Origin of the sequence: Wansuia hejianensis, from assembly GCF_014337215.1 — a bacterium.
GTDB lineage: Bacteria > Bacillota > Clostridia > Lachnospirales > Lachnospiraceae > Scatomonas > Scatomonas hejianensis.
In genome coordinates this window covers 3,115,021-3,134,145 of sequence record NZ_CP060635.1, presented here as the reverse complement: position 1 = coordinate 3,134,145, position 19,125 = coordinate 3,115,021, and the positions used below count along the sequence as shown (strand labels likewise).

Sequence of the window (19,125 nt, the reverse complement as noted above, 5' to 3'; positions counted from 1 at the left end):
ACTATTTCACCTCCTTATTGGCTCTGCTGCGGAAAATCATCTTGAAATTGATGAAAAATTCACTTCCCAGTATAAAGAACAGAATCACTCCGGTAATAATATCGGAAGCATAGTCGTTCAGGCTATAGGCAGAAGCGATCTCCGCGGCGCCCTTTGACAGGAAGATCAAAAGGAAGGAAATCAGCGCCATATAAAATGTATTAAATTTAGCCAGCCAAGCCACGATGATAGCGGTAAAGCCCTGGCCGCCGGCAGTATTCGTTGAGATCGTCTGATCCCTGCCGGCTACGATCAGGAAACCGGCCAGTCCGCAGATAGCGCCGGATATGAGCATTGTGCGGATTCTGACCCGCTTTACATTAATTCCCGCATAGCGGGCTGTATTTTCCGATTCTCCCACAACACTGATCTCATAGCCATGCTTGGAATATTTCAGATAGAGGAACATGACCACCGTGAGGATTGCCACGATCAGGATGTTGATATTATACCTCTGTCCCAGGAACTGCGGAAACCATCCCGCCTGAGTGCCCATATTCAGCTTTCCAAGGCTGGAAGCCTTTCCCCTGAGAATATTGGTAAAACACGCCACAATGCTTGTAGCGACGTAATTCATCATCAGGGTAAAGAGAGTTTCATTAGTGCCCCATTTTGCCTTAAAAAAGGCAGGTACGAAGCCCCAGACCGCCCCGGCGATCAGGCTGGTCAGAAACATGACCAGGAAAAGAAGAGGCGTGGGCAGCGTGCTGCCGCAATATACCATCACAACGGCTGTCGCCAGGCCGCCCATCAGCACCTGGCCTTCGGCCCCGATATTCCAGAACTTCATTTTAAAGGCTGGAGCCAGGGCGATGCCAATGCACAGCAGAGTAACCAGATCACGCATTGCCCAGGAAAAGCGGATGGGTGTGGCAAAGGTACCCTGGAACATCACTCCGTAGACGTCCAGAGGGTTCAGCCCCGTCACGCCATAGATAAACACAGCGTCCACCACAAGAGCGAGCAAAATCGCCACAATGCGCACAAGAATCTTCAGCCTCATGGTCGCCCCGTCACGTTTGATAATCCGGACAAAAGGCTCCTTCATCTTCCCTCACCCCCGTTCTTCAGATTGGTCATCAGCAGACCGACTTCTTCCTTCGTGGTCTTCCTGCCGTCCAGCATTCCGTTAGCTCTGCCTCCGCAAAGCACCAGAATCCGGTCGCACAGGTCTATGAGCACATCCAGGTCTTCCCCGACGTAAATGACCGCTACGCCTTCTTTTTTCTGCTCATTCAGCAGATTATAGATTGTGTAAGATGTATTGATGTCCAGTCCTCGCACCGCATAGGCCGTCATGAGAACTGTCGGCGAGGACGCGATCTCCCTGCCCACCAGCACCTTCTGGACATTTCCTCCGGAAAGCCGGGAAACAGGGGTGTTGATGCTGGGCGTAACTACCCCCAGCTTTTTCCTCACCCGTTCTGCCAGCTTTTTGGGGCTTTTTCTGTCTGTCAGAAGAGATTTACCATTGTCATAGGTCTTCAGCATCATATTATCCGTCATTCCCATCGAGCCCACAAGCCCCATGCCAAGACGGTCCTCCGGCACAAAAGCCAGATGGATACCAGCGTCGCGGATAGCCCTGGGCGTCTTGCCCACCAGTTCCATCTTCTGGTCAGCCTGTTCGCCGCCATAAAAGGTGATACTGCTGCCCTGAGACGTTTTCTGAAGCCCCGCAATCGCTTCCAGAAGCTCCTTCTGCCCGTTGCCGGAAATTCCCGCAATGCCCAGGATCTCCCCGCCATTTACGGTAAAGGACACATCGTCCAGTATTTTCACATTTTCTTTGCTGATAACCGTCAGGTTCCGGATATCCAGGCGTTTCTTCACATTGTCCGGTTCAGGCCGTTCAATGTCCAGATCCACCTTCTTACCCACCATCATCTCTGTCAGGGAAGCTTCAGTAGCTTCCTTTGTCTCCACAGTACCGATATATTCACCTTTCCGCAGAATCGCAACTCTGTCGGAAACCTCCAGCACCTCATGCAGCTTGTGAGTGATGATAACCACTGCTTTCCCGTCAGCACGCATGTTCCGTATCACCTGGAACAGCTTGTCCGTCTCCTGAGGCGTCAGTACGGCCGTAGGTTCGTCGAGGATCAGAATATCTGCTCCCCGGAACAGCACCTTGACAATCTCCAGCGTCTGCTTCTGGGAAACGCTCATCTCATAGACCTTCTGATCCAGATTCAGGTCAAAATGATATCTGTCACAGATTTCTTTTGCCTCAGCCCGGACAGTCCTCAGATCAAACCGCTCATTCTTTTCCAGACCCAAGGCGATGTTTTCCGTCGCATCGAATACATCCACCAGCTTAAAATGCTGATGTATCATGCCAATACCCAGCTTGTACGCGTCTCTGGGAGATCTGATCTCCGCCAGCTTTCCGTTCACGAAGATTTCTCCTTCGTCCGGATAATAAATGCCGGAAATCATGTTCATCAGCGTGGTCTTTCCGCTTCCATTCTCCCCCAGAAGGGAAAGTATCTCGCCCCTGCGTATTTCCAGTGAAACGGATTTGTTGGCAACTACCCGGCCAAAAGTTTTTGTGATATTCTTTAATTGGATGGCGTTTTCCACGGGATGGAACCCTCCTCTCTTCCTTTTACCGTCCGGTATCTGGCCCAGACGGCATTGTTCTTTCCCGCCCGTCTGTTCCGGGCTGGATATAAACGGGGGAGCTTATGAGAGCTCCCCCGTTCCTTCTCTCCGCGCAAAACCGGCGGAATCCGCCCAGAAATTTGGATTTATTCTTCTGTAAGGTCCTCTGTAATTCCATCGATGTGAAGCAGGAAATAAGGAGCACTTCTCAGCGTTGATTCAGCGAAATATCCATCCTGGATGGCTTCCTTGGTCTCACCGGCATAGATGGCCTCCGGCGGATTCTGGCTGTAATCATAGAAGCTCAGGTCGATTTCCGCAGTTGTCACTTCCTTGCCGTCCACGGTAAACTTGGAGGTATCAAATACATGCAGAGTTCCGTCTGTTAACTGTTTTTCCACATCTGCCACGTATTCGGCAGTTCCTTCCGCACAGGCGTCTCCCAGTGCCGTAATACCTACAGCGCCGTCCGCATAACCCTGTGACCAGTCTGTATCAATCGTTCCGCCGCTGGCAGCCGTGCCGATCGCATACTCGTAATAAGCAGCCCAGTTGTTGGTCGCAGATGTGAGCGCCGCTGTCGGAGCGGTATCCAGCATATCGATATTATATCCTACAGAGTAGCAGATCTTCCCTTCCTTGTTCAGCTTCTCGGTAGCCGCAGGAGCGCCTGTGGAATCCGCGTGCTGTCCGATAATCACACAGCCATTGGCAATCAGCGCCTCTGCTGCCGCGCCTTCTTTATCGATATCAAACCAGGAATTCGTATATTTTACTTCCATAACCACATTCGGCATAACGCTCTGGATGCCAAGGAAGAATGCGGTATATCCCGATACAACCTCTGCATAGTTAAAAGCGCCAACATAACCGACTTTTACATTGCCTTCGGCGTCGAAGCTGTTCGGAGCTGTCTCTTTAGTGAGAGTACCGTCTTCTGTGATCTCCTTCAGTTTCAGCCCGGCTACTACACCTGATACATAACGGCTCTCATAAATATTTGTAAAAGCATTCTTAAAGTTGGGCAGGTTGCTGATGGCAGCGAAATCGCCTGTCATAGAAACAAACTGCACATCCGGATACTCCCCGGCAACTCCCGCTATAAACGTCTGATGGCCATAGCTGTTGGAAATAATCAACTGGCAGCCAAGCCCGACAAGATCCGTCGCCGCGTCCGCGCAGGAAGAATCCTCCGGAACCTTATATTTCCAGATTACATTGTCACTGGAAAGACCCAGCTTCTCAATTGCCGTATTAATTCCGTCTATGTGAGCCTTTGAATACCCCTCGGTTTCATCGCCGATGAGAATTACACCCACCTTAAAATCTTTATTGATTGATTCTGTTCCCGCTGACTCGCCGGAGGAAGAGTTGTCCGCTTTGGATGCGGATGATGCAGATGATGCGGATGACGCACCGGATGATGATTCACTTTTGGCACTGGAGCTGGATGCGGAATTCCCACAGCCAAACAGTCCCAGGGCCATAACTCCGGCTACCAGTAAACTGAGCACTTTCTTTTTCATAATAATATAACCTCCATTGTATTGTGCTGTTGTGCAAAAACAGCCATATATGTGCTAAGTATAGCATATTTTCGACCCTTGTCAAGCAATTGTCTGTCACGATACGACTGTCTTTTACAGCTAAAGAAGGCCGCCGCAAAAAGGAATTATGCGGCAGCCTTGTTGATTCATTATCCCACGCGGAACTTAAACTTCTGAATCTCTTTTTCGCTGGAAACTTTTTCTATTTCTGCTCCGAGGCCTTGAAGCTTTTGTTCAAAATCTTCATACCCCCGTTGGATATAGATGATATCATCCACTACGGTAATGCCCTCCGCTGCAAGCCCCGCAATCACCAAAGCAGCGCCTGCCCGGAGATCCGGCGCACTGATCCTGGCTCCTGTCAGCCTGTCCGTCCCATCAATAATAGCGGTGTTCCCCTCTACCTTGATATTGGCTCCCATGCGGGTCAGCTCATCGGCATATTTAAAACGGTTCTCAAAAATGCTTTCTGTCACAATGCTGGTTCCCGACGCCAGCGTCAGCGTCACACCGATCTGAGGCTGCATGTCCGTCGGAAATCCGGGATAGGGAAGAGTTTTCACATGGGTCTTGCCCAGCCTCCGCTTTGCGCTGACCCGGACCGCATCGTCAAACTCTTCTACATCGCATCCGATCTCCTCCAGCTTCGCCGTCATGGCTTCCAGATGCTTCGGAATCACATTTTTAATCAGCACATCTCCCCGCGTCGCGGCGGCAGCGAACATATAGGTCCCCGCCTCAATCATATCAGGCACGATGGAATAGCTGCTGCTGTGCAGGCTCTCCACGCCTCTGATCCGGATAATGTCTGTGCCTGCTCCCTTGATGTTCGCCCCCATACTGTTCAGGAAGTTGGCGACGTCCACCACATGCGGCTCTCTGGCAGCATTCTCAATGATCGTGTTGCCCCTGGCCATGGCCGCAGCCATCATGATATTGATCGTGGCTCCAACCGATACCATGTCCAGAAAGATATGGGCGCCCCGCAGATTCTCCGCTGATGCAACAATCGCGCCGTGACGAATACTCACATTGGCACCCAGAGCGCGGAAACCCTTTAAATGCTGGTCAATCGGACGGCTGCCAATATTGCATCCGCCCGGAAGGGGTACTTCTGCTTTCTTATATTTGCCCAAAAGCGCTCCCAGCAGATAATAGGACGCACGGATTTTCTTAATAAATTCATAGTCAACACTGACTGAACCAATGGTCGCACCATTGATACGCACAGTATGACGGTCAATTCTCTCCACTGTTGCCCCGATGACGGAAATCGCCTCCAGAAGCACATTTATATCGCTGACGTCCGGTATATTATCAATCATCACTGGTTCATCTGTCATTACCGCGGCTGTCAGTATAGCAAGTGCAGCGTTCTTGGCTCCCCCAACTTCCACTTCACCGACGAGAGGACTGCCCCCTTTTATTACATACTGTTCCATTTTCCACCTCGAAATTAATTTTATACGCGACGCAAGACGCAGCAGGTGAAAAATCTTTTCACCTCCGGCGTACGTGATTTCACCCCTGACCTGGAGAAATCACAGCCCTGAAATATGAAAGTGTATGCCTATAATATTAACTCATCTACATCAATTTGTAAACAAAAATTAAGAATTTCCCGTAAAGTTGATTCGATATCCTTATTTTCCTCGTCGATTATAACGTCCGCATATTGCTGATACAGGACACTTCTTTCTTCAAAAATGTCCCGTAAGGACTGATTTTCTTTTAAGACAACTCCTCTTCCTCTTAAGTTTCCCAGCCTTTCTCTCAGTTTTTCAAACGGAAGCCGGAGATAGATGATGGTTCCAATCTCCCGGAAATGCTTCATCGCTTCTCTTCCGTATACGGCGCTTCCTCCGGTGGCGATCACTGTCCGCTCCGCCTCTATTCCGGAATTCACCTGATTCTCAACATCCAGAAACCCGTCCACGCCTTCCTGTTCAATGATTTCCCGCAACAGGCGGTTTTCTTTTTTTTGAATAATCAGATCAGTATCCATAAACTGATATCCAAGTTCCTTAGCCAGAATGACGCCTATGGTGCTCTTTCCCACTCCTGGCATACCAATTAATACTATGTTATTCTTCATCTGAATATTCCCCTGACCGCCGTTTTCTCCTGCCGAATCAGCAGACGCCCTGGCAGATCATCGCGTTAACTACTTTATTAAATCCGGCAATGTTGGCTCCTGCCACATAGTTTCCATCCATTCCGTACTTTTTCGCCGCCTCATCAATGTTGTGAGTGATGCCGATCATAATATTCTGCAGCTTCGAATCAACCTTCTCAAAGCTCCAGCTGATACGCTCGCTGTTCTGGGACATCTCCAGGGCAGATGTGGCTACGCCGCCGGCATTGGCAGCCTTGCCCGGTGCGAACAGCACTTTATTCTGCTGCAGATATGCGGTGGCATCCAGCGTTGTAGGCATGTTCGCGCCTTCGCAGACTGCGAGTACGCCGTTTTTCACCAGCATTTTTGCATCTTCCAGATGCAGTTCGTTTTGAGTCGCGCAGGGAAGGGCGATATCCACTTTTACAGACCATACGCCTTTGCCCTCATGATATTCTGCGTTCGGACGGTAATTTTTATACTCGGTCAGACGTTCTCTTCTGACTTCTTTGATCTCTTTGAGCGCTTTCACGTCAATTCCATCGGGATCATAGATCCAGCCGGTAGAGTCAGAGCAGGTCACAACTTTTGCGCCCAGATCATGCGCCTTCTCAATTGCATAGATCGCAACGTTGCCGGCGCCGGATACGGAACAGATCTTTCCGCTGATATCGATACCGTTAATAGCCAGAAGCTCCTTGGTGAGGTACATAAGGCCATAGCCTGTAGCTTCTTTTCTTGCCAGTGAACCGCCGAAGGTAACGCCCTTGCCTGTCAGGACTCCTTCATAGCTTCCGCAGATCCTCTTGTACTGGCCGAACATATAGCCGATCTCCCTGCTGCCCACGCCGATATCTCCTGCCGGTATATCAGCGTCGGCTCCGATATATTTGTGAAGCTCTGTCATATAGCTCTGGCAGAACGCCATCACCTCACGGTCTGATTTTCCCTTGGGGTTAAAGTTAGATCCACCCTTTCCTCCCCCGATCGGAAGCCCGGTCAGAGAATTCTTAAAGATCTGCTCAAATCCCAAAAATTTAATGATACCTAGATTTACAGATGGATGGAAACGAAGTCCTCCCTTATATGGACCGATCGCGCTGTTAAACTGCACGCGGTAACCGGTGTTGACATGAACCTGACCGCTGTCATCAATCCATGGTACACGGAATTTGATCTGACGCTCCGGTTCAACCAGGCGTTCCAGTATTGCCTGTCTTTTATATTTTTCTTCCTTCAGCGCAATGATAGGGCGGAGAGTATCCAGTACCTCTTTTACCGCCTGATGGAATTCAGGTTCACCTGGTGTGGTCCGAACTACCCGTTCAATCACTTGATCAACATAAGACATTTGTGTTTCCTCCTTTTATCATTTCTATCCTATATGTTGTCACTAAAAAAGGGAGCTGATCCTTCAAATCAGCTCCCTTTTTTCAACAGAGCCTTTTTGCTCACTGTTGAATTATAGCATGCGATTGTACGATATGCAAGATTCAATTTCGTTTCCTGCATTTTTCATTTCTTTTTTTTTACACTAAATCCGAAATCCCCCAGTTTTTTTCCTAATCCAAAGTATTCACCATGGGAATAAGTCAGTGGTCTGGCGCTTTTCAGATCAAATCTGCGCCTGTTATCCATATATGCTTCTTCCGCATGTACTGCAAGCACTTTTGCAAGAAACAAATCGTGAGAGCCCAAATGCTTCACTTCAGTAACGCGGCATTCTATTGATACAGGAGCCTCCGCCAGGAGCGGTGCTTTCACAAAAGCCGCTTTTTCCCTCGTCAGCTTCAGCCTTTCAAACTTATCCTCATCCTTACCGGATCTGACCCCACAGTAGTCAGCCGCATACGCCAGCTTTTCCGTCGTCAGATTAATCACAAATTCACCGGTCTCCTGAATCATGTGATGCGAGTAACGCTCCGGACGGACTGAGATGGATACCATGGGCGGATTCGTGCACACGGTTCCTGTCCAGGCTACTGTAAATACGTTCTCTTTACCCATCCTGTCTGCCACTGTAACCAGCACGGCCGGCAGGGGATAGAGCATATTTCCCGGTTTCCATTGCTGCTTTGCCATATACTCCCTCTCTTTTCTACCTCTGCTGAAGTGCTGTCATAAATGCGGGAATCAGCTGCTTTTTCCTGGACACTATCCCGGAAAGCATGCAGCTCTTATCTCCGGCTGTTACCTGGAAGGCCGTCTCGATCAGCTCCTTCGCATGGTCTCCATAATACAACAGCTCTGTGGATTCATCAATGATATTCGTGAGCATGAAAAACACCATTTCAATTCCGTGTTTTCCACATTCACTCTGCAGATGGGGTATCAGATGGCTTCTGATATCGGCAAGCTCTTCTCCGTCCATGGAACTGATCTGCCCGACGCCAAACACAGCATCTTCCATAATGAACTTCTTGAAATCCTGATAAAAGATTTCTTCTGCCGACTTATCCTTCAGATTGCTGCCCGCATGGAACATCTCTGCTGCGAATCTCTGGATGTCCCCGATACCGGCCCGTTCCGCCAGCCGCTCTGCTGCGGCCTGGTCCGCCGGCGTACAGGTGGGCGAACGGAACAGCAGCGTATCTGATATGATCGCCGCACAGAGAAGTCCCGCGATATTCTGAGGAATCTCCAGATTCCTCTCCTGGTAAATCTGATACATGATTGTAGCCGTACAGCCTACAGGCTGATTCCGGAACAGCACCGGCGCCATAGTCTCCAGCGACCCCAGACGGTGATGGTCGATTATTTCCAGAATATTCGCTTCTTCTATATTATCAGCCGCCTGGGATTTCTCATTATGGTCTACCAGGATCACCTGTTTTTTCCTGTTGCCGATCAAGTTCCGCCTGGAGATGGTGCCGATATATTTTCCCCGCCGGTTAATGATCGGATAATCCCTGTGACGGCTGCTCCGCATGATTTCCTTGATATCCTCCAGCTTGTCGCTGGTGTGGAAGGTGATCAGGTTGTCCTTCGTCATCAGATACTTAATCGGTATAGACTGATTAATTAGCCTGGCAATGGTATAGGTGTCATGGGGCGAGCTGATGATCACACAGCTCATATCCTCCGCCAGTTTCTGAATGGTCTTCGATACCTTCGCGCCCAGACCGACCACGATACAGCTTGCCTTCATTTCTATGGCGCACAGCTGATCTTCCGCCCGGTTCCCCAGGATCACCAGATCATCCTCATGGATATAATTCTCCATGGTATCCGGATGAAAGGCCCCGATCACCACCCTTCCTTTGATAAAATACCCATGCTCATTCCCTACAATCACCGTCCCGTCCAGTGTCTCCGCAATACTTCGGTATTGGGTCCTCGCCTGGGACATGACGCTGCTGTCGTAGGCGTCCATATATGATTTTGCAATATCGCTGACCGTAATCAGGCCCTGCAGGTCATCCTCCTTGGAGGTAATCGGCAGCGTGACCACATTCAGCTCCCGCATGGTTTCCCAGGCCCTTTTCACCGAAATACTCCCCCTGACCCCGGCCACCTCATGAATATCAATTTCTTTCACCTGAGTGCCTGCGTCAGACATGTACCCCGGCGCGTTCATCTGGAACTTCTTCAGCACATATTCCGTCTCCTCATTAATCTGCCCCGCTCTTTTCGCCACGAAAGTGCCTTTTTCTGTTCTATTTTTAATATCTGCGTAAGCGATAGCAGAACAGATGGAATCCGTATCCGGATTCTTGTGTCCGATTATATAGACTTTATTTTCTTTTCGCATTTTCTTCTCCCGGCGAGTCATGTAAATATGTATACTCACCTATTTTCCTTCATTCTCTTTCATTTGCATCATATCATTGATTTTTCTTTCGGTAAACACTTTTCTATGGTATACTAGAGAAAAAAATAGCATGAGGTGAAAAAAATGTCAGAAGAAAACATGAGTATGGACGATTTTTCCCAGGCAGTTGATGCTTCTTTCAACACCTTCAAGGATGAAGACCAGATGGCTTGGGAAAAAGTAAAACAGTACCGGGAGGAAAAAACTGTTTTAACTGTAACCGTAGACGGAATCGTGAATAAGGGCGTCGTTTCATACGTAGAAGGCATCCGTGGATTTATCCCCGCCTCCCGCCTGGCCCTGGGCCACGTAGCGGACTTAAACGAGTACCTCGGAAAAGAGATCCAGGTTCAGGTTTTTGACGTAGACGAGGAGAAGAACCGTCTGATGCTCTCTGCCCGCGAACTCCTCCGGGCTAAAGCCGAGGAAGAGAAAAAAGCCAAAATAGCGGCCGTCGCTGTCGGTACTGTCATGGATGGCGTCGTGGAAAGTCTTCAGCCTTACGGCGCTTTCGTAAAGCTGGACGACAGCATGACCGGACTGGTACATGTGTCACAGATTTCACACACGCGCATTAAAGACCCTTCTGTAGTTCTGAAGGTAGGCGATGAGGTTAAGGTTAAAGTAATTGCCATCAAGGACGGAAAACTGAGCCTGTCCATCAAGGCACTTGCCGAGGACAAGGCTGCTGCTGAGGAAGAGGAAATACGCAATATCAAGCTTCCGAAAAGCGAAGAGCTGACAACAAATCTGGGAGAGCTCTTTAAAAATCTGAAGTTATGATTCAGAGCATTTCGTAAGGTCTGCAGCATTTGAATGCCCGGACGAAAGAACGGGGATAGAATACGGGGAGCAATGCTCCCCATTCTGTCCCCGTTCTTCTATCCGGGTATCTGCAATGCTGCTGAACCATGCCAGACAGGAATCAGGCCACGTAGAGATACATCATCATAAAATGACAAAAGCTTCCCCCCATTACGAACAGATGGAAGATTTCGTGGCTGCCGAAGCAGGGATGTCGTCTGTCGAATGCTGTGGGCCTGAGCGCATAGATAATTCCACCCACTGTGTAGATCACGCCTCCTGCAAACAGCCAGCTGAAGGCGGGTTTAGACAGCACGGGCAGAAGCCAGGGGAAGCTTACTACTACCAGCCAGCCCATCGCTATATATATGACGGATGAAAACCATTTGGGACAGGTGATCCAGATACCCTTTATCAGCATTCCGGCCAGCGCCATCGCCCAGATTACGGTACAGAGTATTGTTCCTGCCCTGCCTCCCATCACCAGGGTACAGACCGGAGTATAGCTTCCGGCTATCAGAATGAAAATCATCATATGATCCATCTTCCGCAGACGGCGGTTCACACCGGGATTTACATCCAGGCTGTGGTATAAGGTGCTGGCGCCATACAGCAGGATCATGCTGAGCATAAATATTCCTAACGTCACCACTCCCGGAATCCCGCGTCCGGCGGCGGCTTTTTCCAATAAGGCAGGAGCGGCCAGAACAGAAAGCATACATCCGATGCCATGAGTAATCGCGCTGCCAGGATCTTTCAGCCGGGAATTTTGTTTCACTGCAACGCTTTTCATATGTCATCACTCCTTTTCTATATAATATAGTTATTATTACTACGTGTTATAATAATTATACTACATCACTCTATAGAAAAAAGCAATCATTTTTTTCTCAATTCTTTTTTTTATTTTCACCAATTTCTGCAAAAAAATACTTTTACGTTTATACCTTTCAGAAAGACTTTTCTGCTGTAAATGCATACTTTCAAATACAGAAAAAGAAAATCAGGCCCTTCTTTTATGAAAGGCCTGATTTTATCTGTAAGCCGCCCAGGGCTCACATAAATAGCAGCTCTTTTTCTTGTCTGGTAAGCTGTTTTATTTCCCATTCTCTTCGCATGGCGGCTTCTTTTTGTTCAAATTTCTCATAATAGACCAGTGTAACCGGACGGCGGGCTTTTGTGTACTTCGCCCCTTTACCTTCGTTGTGATTCTGTATCCTTTTTTCCAGGTCATTTGTCCAACCAGTATAATACGTACCGTCGCTGCACCTCAATATGTATGTATAGTTCATCTTTCAATCTCCCTATCACCATATTTTTTTAAACCAACAACATTTGATCCCGGAGGACGGCTTTTTATGCCAATCAGCTGTGCTTTGCAGATCTCCCCGCAGACGTGACAGGCCCGGAACGTCTTCCCGTCCTTTTAGCCCTCCGCGCCGCGCCGGAATAGTCATTTCTGAAGTTTTGTCTTGATCCGCCCCTGGTCTCCGGTACGGCAAGTGTCTGAAACTGGCTGTCCCCGCCAATTAATTTCTCAGCCAGTATTAAAGCAACCTGTTCCGCATCAAGGCCTGAATATTCATCTCCCTTCAGCCGGTTAACTAGCATCCGGGCGGCTTTTCCCGTCCCCTGCTCCAGGAGGGGAAGTGTCTCATCCGCGGCTTTCGCAACCGCATGTTTCATCATATCCTTTCCAGTGGGAAGACGGCGTTCTGCAATTTCACTCCCGGTAAAACGCATCAGCCGGCGCAGGGTAGCTGCCTGCCCGCTGTCGGTAATAAGCGTTTGCGACAGGCCTCTTTTCCCCGCCCGCCCTGTACGGCCAATGCGGTGCACATAATATTCAAAGCTCTGGGGCAGATCGAAGTTAATTACTACCTCTATTTCTGAAACATCTATCCCCCGCGCGGCAACATCTGTTGCAACCAGAATCTGTGTGCTGCCGCTGCGAAACCCTTTCATCACCTGGGTCCTCAGGGTCTGTGTCATATCGCCGTGCAGCCCGGCAGCCCGGATACCCTGCCTGCGCAGAGTTGCTGCAAGCTCATCCACCATACTTTTTGTATTGCAGAACACCAGCGCGCGCCGGGCGCCGCCCTGCTGCAGCAGCAGGGAAAGAGCCTCCTGCTTTTTTGCGCGGGGTACATAATAATACGTCTGTTCAATATCTGCCTGGACTTCCTGACCCTCCATCACATCCACCATCTGGGGATCGCTGAGGAATTGACGGGCGATGGAAAGAATCGCCGGCGGCATAGTTGCGGAAAAAAGTACCGTCTGCCGTTCGCTGGGCGCCTGCATCAAAATCGTCTGGATATCCTCCACAAACCCCATGCTCAGCATTTCATCCGCTTCATCCAGTACGACCATCTTAATATCGTTCAGCTTCAGCGTTTTACGGCGCAGATGATCCATCAGGCGCCCCGGCGTTCCAATGACAATATTCGCCCGTTTCAAAATACGAATCTGATCCGTCATCGACGCCCCGCCATAGACCGTGGCAACACAGATCCCCTCTTTGTATTTCGCAAATTTCTGCATTTCCAGCGCAATCTGCATGGCCAGTTCCCGGGTCGGCGACAGCACGAGCACCTGCGGACGTTTCATCCCGCCATCCACACACTCCACAGCTGGAATTCCAAACGCGGCAGTTTTTCCCGTACCGGTGCTGCTGCGGCCGATTACATCCCGCCCCTCCAGCAGATAAGGGATTGCCTGCGCCTGAATATCTGTGGCCTGCGTATAACCAATCTCAGAAACAGCGCGTGACAGCTGCGGTGACAGTGACAGTGAATCAAATAAAGAAATTTGCGACATATAATTCTCCTCAATTTTTAATATACAGCATAAAAAATAAGATGCCTTTATGCTGCGTGGCATAAGGGCATCAACTTTCTGCTACGAACTATTTTTTCTTACTGCATAAAGCAGCTTTTATAGTTTACCACCTTTTCCCCATATTTGCAAGCATTTAAATACAAAATTACAGTTTTGCTTCCAATTGGTCGGGGAAGGGAGGGCGTTTTGGATACCCAGCCTCTCTGGTGATCTAAAACTCTTCACCCAAGTTCTCCGAAAGTGTCATCAGGATGGTTTCAGACAGTAATCACTGGCTTATCGCGGCCGACTGGCGCCAGTATTTCTTTATTAAATATCGAAATCTACCGCCTGAGACTATCGGGGTTCCACCTCTGGCGAGAGCCATTGTACCGTCTGGAACAGCCAGAAAAGCAGCGGGGGATCTCCGGCGGCTGCGGCCTGACGGGCAGACCTCTGCAGGGTTGTTAGTGATTCTTGACTTCCGGAAGCCGCTCTCCAGGGGGCGTCCGCTGTGCCTCAAGCACGGCGGGCGAGGGGGACGGAGGATGGAAGGCATCAAGCCTTCCACCGGACTTTCCCCGGTACCCCTGGAGAGTGGACTCCGGAAGTCTTAGAATCACTTCAACCCGAAGCCCAGTCTGCCCAACAGGCCGCAACCGCCGGAGGTCCCCCGCTGCTTTTCGTCCGGGTATCCACCCCCACCTCGCCACAAAACTATAATTTATGTACAGAGGCCGCCACATGCAAGGCGCGCAGCAGCCCCATATTTTATAGAAAGCAATCGATAAAAAAGTACCCTACCCATTTGAAAATACTGCCAGTATAGAACTTCGATTGCGTATTTTCCGTAATGGCAATTCTTTATCTCTTATATTATATACAAAATTCCGAAAATTGTTAATCCCTTTACTCCGCCTGAAGTGCCAGATATTCTGTTGGGTCCAGAGACGCTCCGTCTTTTGTCATTCCAAAATACAGATTGCTTCCCTCTTTTACGTAATATCTCGTGGGCTCACTGATATTGCCGATCACCGTTCCGGCTTCTACCGTATCGCCGGCCTGCAGTGTGACATCCTTCAACTGTCCGTAAACTGCCTGATATCCGTTACCCATATCCATTGTAAGTGTCAGCCCTGTCTCTGCCGTTTCTTCTACGGAAACTACCTGGCTTTTGGCAACAGCCGCAACAGGCGTGTCCACTTCAGCAGCCAACACTACCGCCGGGCTGCACTTATACACATCCAGAGTGGGGAAATACACAGTGCTGTCCATGCTGTAGGGAATCAGCACTTCGCCGGAGATTCCTGACATGGGTGCCGTCAGCACAGTATTCTCATTAAAGTCCAGATTCGGGAGTACCGTATCTGTAGCAGTCTGTCCGGCTTCCGGGGCAGGTGTTTCAGACGGTGCTTCTGTAGGCTCTGGTGTCGCCGTCACTTCCGGCGTCACTGTGGGGCTTGTCTCCGCAGTCTCATTTTCGGGCAGATCAGCGTCTGCATTGCTGGTGTTTACGTCTTCTGCCGGTTCTTCTGTGGATTCTGAAAGGTTATCCTTTACTTCTTCCTGCTGCGCCTTGGCCTGTTCCTCTTTCGCATGATCCTGATTATACGCAAAGATTCCGGTAGCGACTACTGCGGCCAGCAGCAAACCGGAAACTGCCAGACGTACTTTTCTCTGATTAGATTTCATATTCGTCACCTCGTTAAGTTCATTTTCTTTCCTTAGTAGGGTTGCCGGATTTATGAAATCTATACATTCATTTTAGTTTCATTGTTCTCATTATTTGTATCAGTTCATCCTTCCAGGATCGCTGTCACAGAATCATGTTCATCCGTTACATTTGTATCATCCAAAATATCCCGTAACTCATGCACCTGGCAGGGAGGGGGAACAGCTCTCGCTGTTCCACGAAGTATTCCCCAGAGTGTCCCGTAACTCATGCACCTGGCAGGGAAGGGGAACAGTTTGTACTGTTCCACAAAGTATTCTCTTTAATGACGTAAGAATCTGGATCGCCCTGCATGAGCACTGGAACACCTGGCAGAGCAGCGAATGGCTGAACGATCACCGTCATCTCTGCATGACATCGCATCGTGGAAAGTAGTACTTCAGAATTTCCGTGCAGCTCTTTCCCTGCTCCGCCAGAACATTCGCCCCATACTGGCTCATTCCCAGCCCATGCCCGGCTCCTTTACAGAGAAACCGCAGATTTCCGTCCAGCTCCTGCATGGAGAAACAGGCCGAGGGGAGTTCCAGCAGTTTCCGGAAATTTTCACCGGAAAGGTGGGTGTCCGCCACCTGAACCTCCATTACGTATCCCGCGCTGTCTGTAGACAGGACACTGATTTGTTCATAGACGGTTTCCTCCTTCAGTGAGGTATCCCCTGTATAGTCCAGCAGCTTCTGATATAAATCTGCTCTCCCAAATAGAGTCCCGGACAGATAACCGGGGCTGTCTATATCCATACTGCTCTCCACACTCACCAGCCATCCGTAATCATCTTTACTCATGACCTCAATTCCGTCCCTGGTCTTCCCGTTGCCACAGGCAAAAAACGGCCCTTCCACGACCTGTCCGCCATATGTAAGCACCAGCCCTTCTGTATCTGCCACAGCCTGTCTGCAGCTCGTCATAACATCCGGATAGACGGTATGAGCCTTTTCATATTCTCTGTTTTTCTCCAGGATCTCCCTGGCATTCCCGCCTTCTGAAAGCTCCCGATACAGGCGGCTCCTGGCCAGTATAGCCTGGGCCTTAATCATCTCAGCCTCCGCATCCTCCGGTATCTCCTGATAAAGGCGGACAGGGAGCAGCATCTCTATATCAATATCTTTTGATACGGATACCGCTCCCTTTCCAGACAGTATTACGGTAAGCAGAAACGGGAGCATCAACAGCAGCACCCCGACCGAAAACAAATATTTCGCTGATTCTTTCATATACTAAACGACCCCAGGGATTTGGTTCAGTATATGGAATTTAATAGCATTTTATGTATAACAACGTATTTATGCGGGTTTCCGGGCTTTTTTGTGACAAACGTGTGACTAACCGTTCACATTTATTCTGTCTTATTTCCTATTATATATGTCAGCTGAAAGCAATAAAAAATTTCCCTGAGTTGTCTCTGCACGTATTTATACATATCGTTATTGACACACGTATTTATACGTGTTATAATAATATCATAGAAAGGGGAGACACATGAAGACTCAAGAATTAATAAAGCTTCTTAAAAAGAACAAATGCTACATAATACGAAACGGGAGTCGACATGATATATGGTACAGCGAGATTACAAAGAGACAATTCCCGGTTCCCAGGCACAAAGCCGAAGTACCAATTGGAACACTTAATAACATACTTACCGATGCGGGGCTTAGAAAATAAGCCCCTCCATCCATATAAATAAACATGAAAAGGAGACTAACATTATGGCAAAATATGTATACCCAGCAGTCTTTACACCTGAAGAAAACGGAAATTATTCTATTCTTTTTCCTGACTTAGATGGTTGCTATACCTGTGGGGATAGTTTAGAAGATGGTATTGAAATGGCCGAAGACGCACTGGCACTTATATTATATGGATATGAAAAAGACAATAAATCAATACCTGCTCCATCTAATCATGAAACTATTGCACTAAAACCCGGTGAATTTGTAAATTACATCGCCTGTGACACTATGATTTATCGAAAAATGTATAATAATAAAGCAGTAAAAAAAACCCTTACTATTCCAGAATGGCTAAATGAAGCCGCTACTGCTGCCGGGTTAAATTTCTCCCAGGTATTGCAGGAAGCTTTAATTCAAAAAATGCAGAATCATTAAAAAATTCCCCTGGCCCACTAAGAAAGTAGAGCCAGGGGTGCCTTATTATGCGACCCGTTTCTCAATGGCGAATGAGATAAAACCTTGTCGTATTATAACGAATAATGTAATTATATACAATTTAACATGGAAATATTTTACAATCTCTTTATAAAAATGTAAGGAGGGAATTGTAAAATGAAAAGAACAGATAAGCTTTTGCAACAGGCAAAATTTTCAAAGCGTTATCAAGGTTATCATTACCTGCTTCTATGCGTAGAATTAGCTGCCGAAGATGAATCACGATTATGTTCATTAATCAAACAGATTTACCAGCCTGTAGCAGACCAGTATCAGCTCACCTATCAAGACATCGAGCGAAATATTCGAACTGCCCGTGACTACGCCTGGCAAAATGGCGGGAAAGAATTTATCGAAAAAATCAGCAGTGGAAAGTTCTATGAACCTCCGACTGTAGGAGAACTAATAGAAATACTTGCAGGATATCTAAATGAGGATAACTAATTGAATCCCCCGGAGCCGAAGCTCCGGGAGATGCTACTTACAGCGCGATCAAGTCTTTCCAGGTTTCCGGCCCTGCCACGCCGTCTACTTTCAGACCGCGGTCCGCCTGATACTTTCTGGCTGCTTTCTCTGTCTGCGGTCCAAAGCTCCAGTCCAGGCCGCCTTTATAATAGCCCCTTGCTTTCAGGATCTCCTGCAGGAGCAGGACTTCCACTCCCTGATCTCCGGTTTTTACCTGTTTCAGCACATAGAGGCCGTTTCTTTTTGGCAGCGCCAGGAGATCCGCCCAGGTAGCAGCTCCCAAACTTCCGTCTACGGCCAGGAAGCCGCGGCTCTTCTGGTATGCCCTGACAGCCGCTTCCATCAGCGGGCCAAAGCTGCGATCCAGTGTCCCTTTGTAGAATCCCCGCGGCAGCAGGATCTCCTGCGCCAGCAGGACATAGATCCCAACACTTCCCAGATCAATCTGTTCCAGCCCGAAGCTGTAGGTGTTCACAGACGTCTCTTCCGCGCCGCTGCCTGCAGAATCCTTCCGATCTGCCCGATCTGCCAGGTAAAATACCTTCACACGCCCCTCAAAATCGCTCCACGGGTGCCAGCCGTCCCTTGCGGCTGATGCCGGGTCATGTACGTAACATCGGTTGCCGTCATACTCGGTAATCGTGATATAATGTCCGCCTTTCGTAAATACGCCCGGTCCCATGAGCAGGATCCCGTAGTGGTTTCCTGCCCACATGGCGTTCTTCCAGGTTGTCTCCGCAGCGCTTCCCTGTACGCCATACAGGCTTGTTCCGTTTAGCTGCCTCCCATTATATCCAAAGTGATCCAGGGCCACGTCTATATAGGACCAGATCGTCCCGTGCCCGGAGACTGTGCCGCCCTTCGATTCTATGTATTTTGCAACCTCCGTGGGCATCTGTTGGACGATATTGGCCACCGCGGTCGGCCCGCAGCCAGATCCGGCCATGGTGTCACCAGCATAACGCTTGCTGGCCCATCGGTTGTCATACTGCTTGTAATTCTCACATGACATGATTCTTACT

19 protein-coding genes are annotated in these 19,125 nt (G+C 48.9%); 4 read left to right on the top strand and 15 right to left on the bottom strand.

Going from position 1 to position 19,125, the window contains the following annotated elements; genetic code table 11:
• Nucleotide 1 precedes the first annotated feature (1 nt).
• The 8 genes from H9Q79_RS14445 to H9Q79_RS14410 all read right to left on the bottom strand — a co-directional run bounded on the left by H9Q79_RS14445 (nt 2) and on the right by H9Q79_RS14410 (nt 10,057).
• On the bottom strand, nt 2-1,087 hold the full coding sequence (locus tag H9Q79_RS14445; RefSeq protein ID WP_118646785.1) for an ABC transporter permease: 1,086 nt from the start codon (nt 1,085-1,087) through the stop codon (nt 2-4).
• Nucleotides 1,084-2,622, bottom strand: coding sequence for an ABC transporter ATP-binding protein (locus H9Q79_RS14440; protein ID WP_118646783.1), 1,539 nt, complete (start codon nt 2,620-2,622; stop codon nt 1,084-1,086). Before H9Q79_RS14440 ends, H9Q79_RS14445 begins: the two co-directional genes overlap by 4 nt.
• A gap of 167 nt (nt 2,623-2,789) precedes the next feature.
• A complete protein-coding gene (locus tag H9Q79_RS14435) occupies nt 2,790-4,169 on the bottom strand; it encodes a BMP family ABC transporter substrate-binding protein (RefSeq protein WP_249328595.1) in 1,380 nt (459 codons plus the stop codon).
• A 170-nt stretch (nt 4,170-4,339) separates the two neighbouring features.
• On the bottom strand, nt 4,340-5,632 hold the full coding sequence (locus tag H9Q79_RS14430; RefSeq protein ID WP_118646781.1) for a UDP-N-acetylglucosamine 1-carboxyvinyltransferase: 1,293 nt from the start codon (nt 5,630-5,632) through the stop codon (nt 4,340-4,342).
• Nucleotides 5,633-5,760: 128 nt separating this feature from the next.
• The gene (locus H9Q79_RS14425) at nt 5,761-6,285 is read right to left on the bottom strand and encodes a shikimate kinase (protein ID WP_118646779.1); all 525 of its coding nucleotides are present in this window, start codon (nt 6,283-6,285) and stop codon (nt 5,761-5,763) included.
• A 37-nt stretch (nt 6,286-6,322) separates the two neighbouring features.
• Entirely contained in the window at nt 6,323-7,657 is a 1,335-nt protein-coding gene (gdhA, locus tag H9Q79_RS14420) for an NADP-specific glutamate dehydrogenase (protein WP_249328594.1), read from the bottom strand.
• A 164-nt stretch (nt 7,658-7,821) separates the two neighbouring features.
• On the bottom strand, nt 7,822-8,388 hold the full coding sequence (locus H9Q79_RS14415; RefSeq protein ID WP_118646777.1) for a flavin reductase family protein: 567 nt from the start codon (nt 8,386-8,388) through the stop codon (nt 7,822-7,824).
• 16 nt (nt 8,389-8,404) lie between these two features.
• Complete coding sequence (locus H9Q79_RS14410; protein ID WP_118646775.1) at nt 8,405-10,057, bottom strand: putative manganese-dependent inorganic diphosphatase; 1,653 nt, start codon at nt 10,055-10,057, stop codon at nt 8,405-8,407.
• A gap of 144 nt (nt 10,058-10,201) precedes the next feature.
• On the opposite strand from H9Q79_RS14410, the gene H9Q79_RS14405 reads away from it, so the two are divergent.
• Nucleotides 10,202-10,900, top strand: a complete 699-nt coding sequence (locus H9Q79_RS14405) for a S1 RNA-binding domain-containing protein (RefSeq protein ID WP_249328593.1) — start codon at nt 10,202-10,204, stop codon at nt 10,898-10,900.
• A gap of 142 nt (nt 10,901-11,042) precedes the next feature.
• Here the strand turns inward: H9Q79_RS14405 and trhA are convergent, their stop codons facing one another.
• The 6 genes from trhA to H9Q79_RS14375 form a co-directional block, all read right to left on the bottom strand.
• Nucleotides 11,043-11,714 carry a PAQR family membrane homeostasis protein TrhA gene (gene trhA, locus H9Q79_RS14400; RefSeq protein WP_249328592.1) on the bottom strand — a complete coding sequence of 224 codons (672 nt, stop codon included), beginning with the start codon at nt 11,712-11,714 and terminating at the stop codon, nt 11,043-11,045.
• Between the two features lie 262 nt (nt 11,715-11,976).
• Entirely contained in the window at nt 11,977-12,213 is a 237-nt protein-coding gene (locus H9Q79_RS14395) for a GIY-YIG nuclease family protein (protein ID WP_118646771.1), read from the bottom strand.
• A gap of 73 nt (nt 12,214-12,286) precedes the next feature.
• Nucleotides 12,287-13,741, bottom strand: a complete 1,455-nt coding sequence (locus H9Q79_RS14390; RefSeq protein WP_249328591.1) for a DEAD/DEAH box helicase — start codon at nt 13,739-13,741, stop codon at nt 12,287-12,289.
• 909 nt (nt 13,742-14,650) lie between these two features.
• On the bottom strand, nt 14,651-15,433 hold the full coding sequence (locus H9Q79_RS14385; protein WP_249328590.1) for a M23 family metallopeptidase: 783 nt from the start codon (nt 15,431-15,433) through the stop codon (nt 14,651-14,653).
• A 104-nt stretch (nt 15,434-15,537) separates the two neighbouring features.
• Nucleotides 15,538-15,723, bottom strand: a complete 186-nt coding sequence (locus H9Q79_RS14380) for a hypothetical protein (RefSeq protein ID WP_249328589.1) — start codon at nt 15,721-15,723, stop codon at nt 15,538-15,540.
• Nucleotides 15,724-15,814: 91 nt separating this feature from the next.
• On the bottom strand, nt 15,815-16,684 hold the full coding sequence (locus H9Q79_RS14375) for a SpoIID/LytB domain-containing protein (protein WP_249328588.1): 870 nt from the start codon (nt 16,682-16,684) through the stop codon (nt 15,815-15,817).
• 265 nt (nt 16,685-16,949) lie between these two features.
• On the opposite strand from H9Q79_RS14375, the gene H9Q79_RS18550 reads away from it, so the two are divergent.
• From H9Q79_RS18550 to H9Q79_RS14360, 3 genes are all read left to right on the top strand, one after another.
• Nucleotides 16,950-17,135: a type II toxin-antitoxin system HicA family toxin gene (locus tag H9Q79_RS18550; protein WP_118647165.1), complete on the top strand. Its 186-nt coding sequence runs from the start codon at nt 16,950-16,952 to the stop codon at nt 17,133-17,135.
• A 44-nt stretch (nt 17,136-17,179) separates the two neighbouring features.
• A complete protein-coding gene (locus H9Q79_RS14365) occupies nt 17,180-17,578 on the top strand; it encodes a type II toxin-antitoxin system HicB family antitoxin (protein ID WP_118647167.1) in 399 nt (132 codons plus the stop codon).
• A 177-nt stretch (nt 17,579-17,755) separates the two neighbouring features.
• Entirely contained in the window at nt 17,756-18,082 is a 327-nt protein-coding gene (locus H9Q79_RS14360) for a sporulation initiation factor Spo0A C-terminal domain-containing protein (RefSeq protein WP_118647169.1), read from the top strand.
• Nucleotides 18,083-18,119: 37 nt separating this feature from the next.
• Here the strand turns inward: H9Q79_RS14360 and H9Q79_RS14355 are convergent, their stop codons facing one another.
• Complete coding sequence (locus H9Q79_RS14355) at nt 18,120-19,115, bottom strand: peptidoglycan-binding protein (protein ID WP_118647171.1); 996 nt, start codon at nt 19,113-19,115, stop codon at nt 18,120-18,122.
• Nucleotides 19,116-19,125 lie beyond the last annotated feature (10 nt).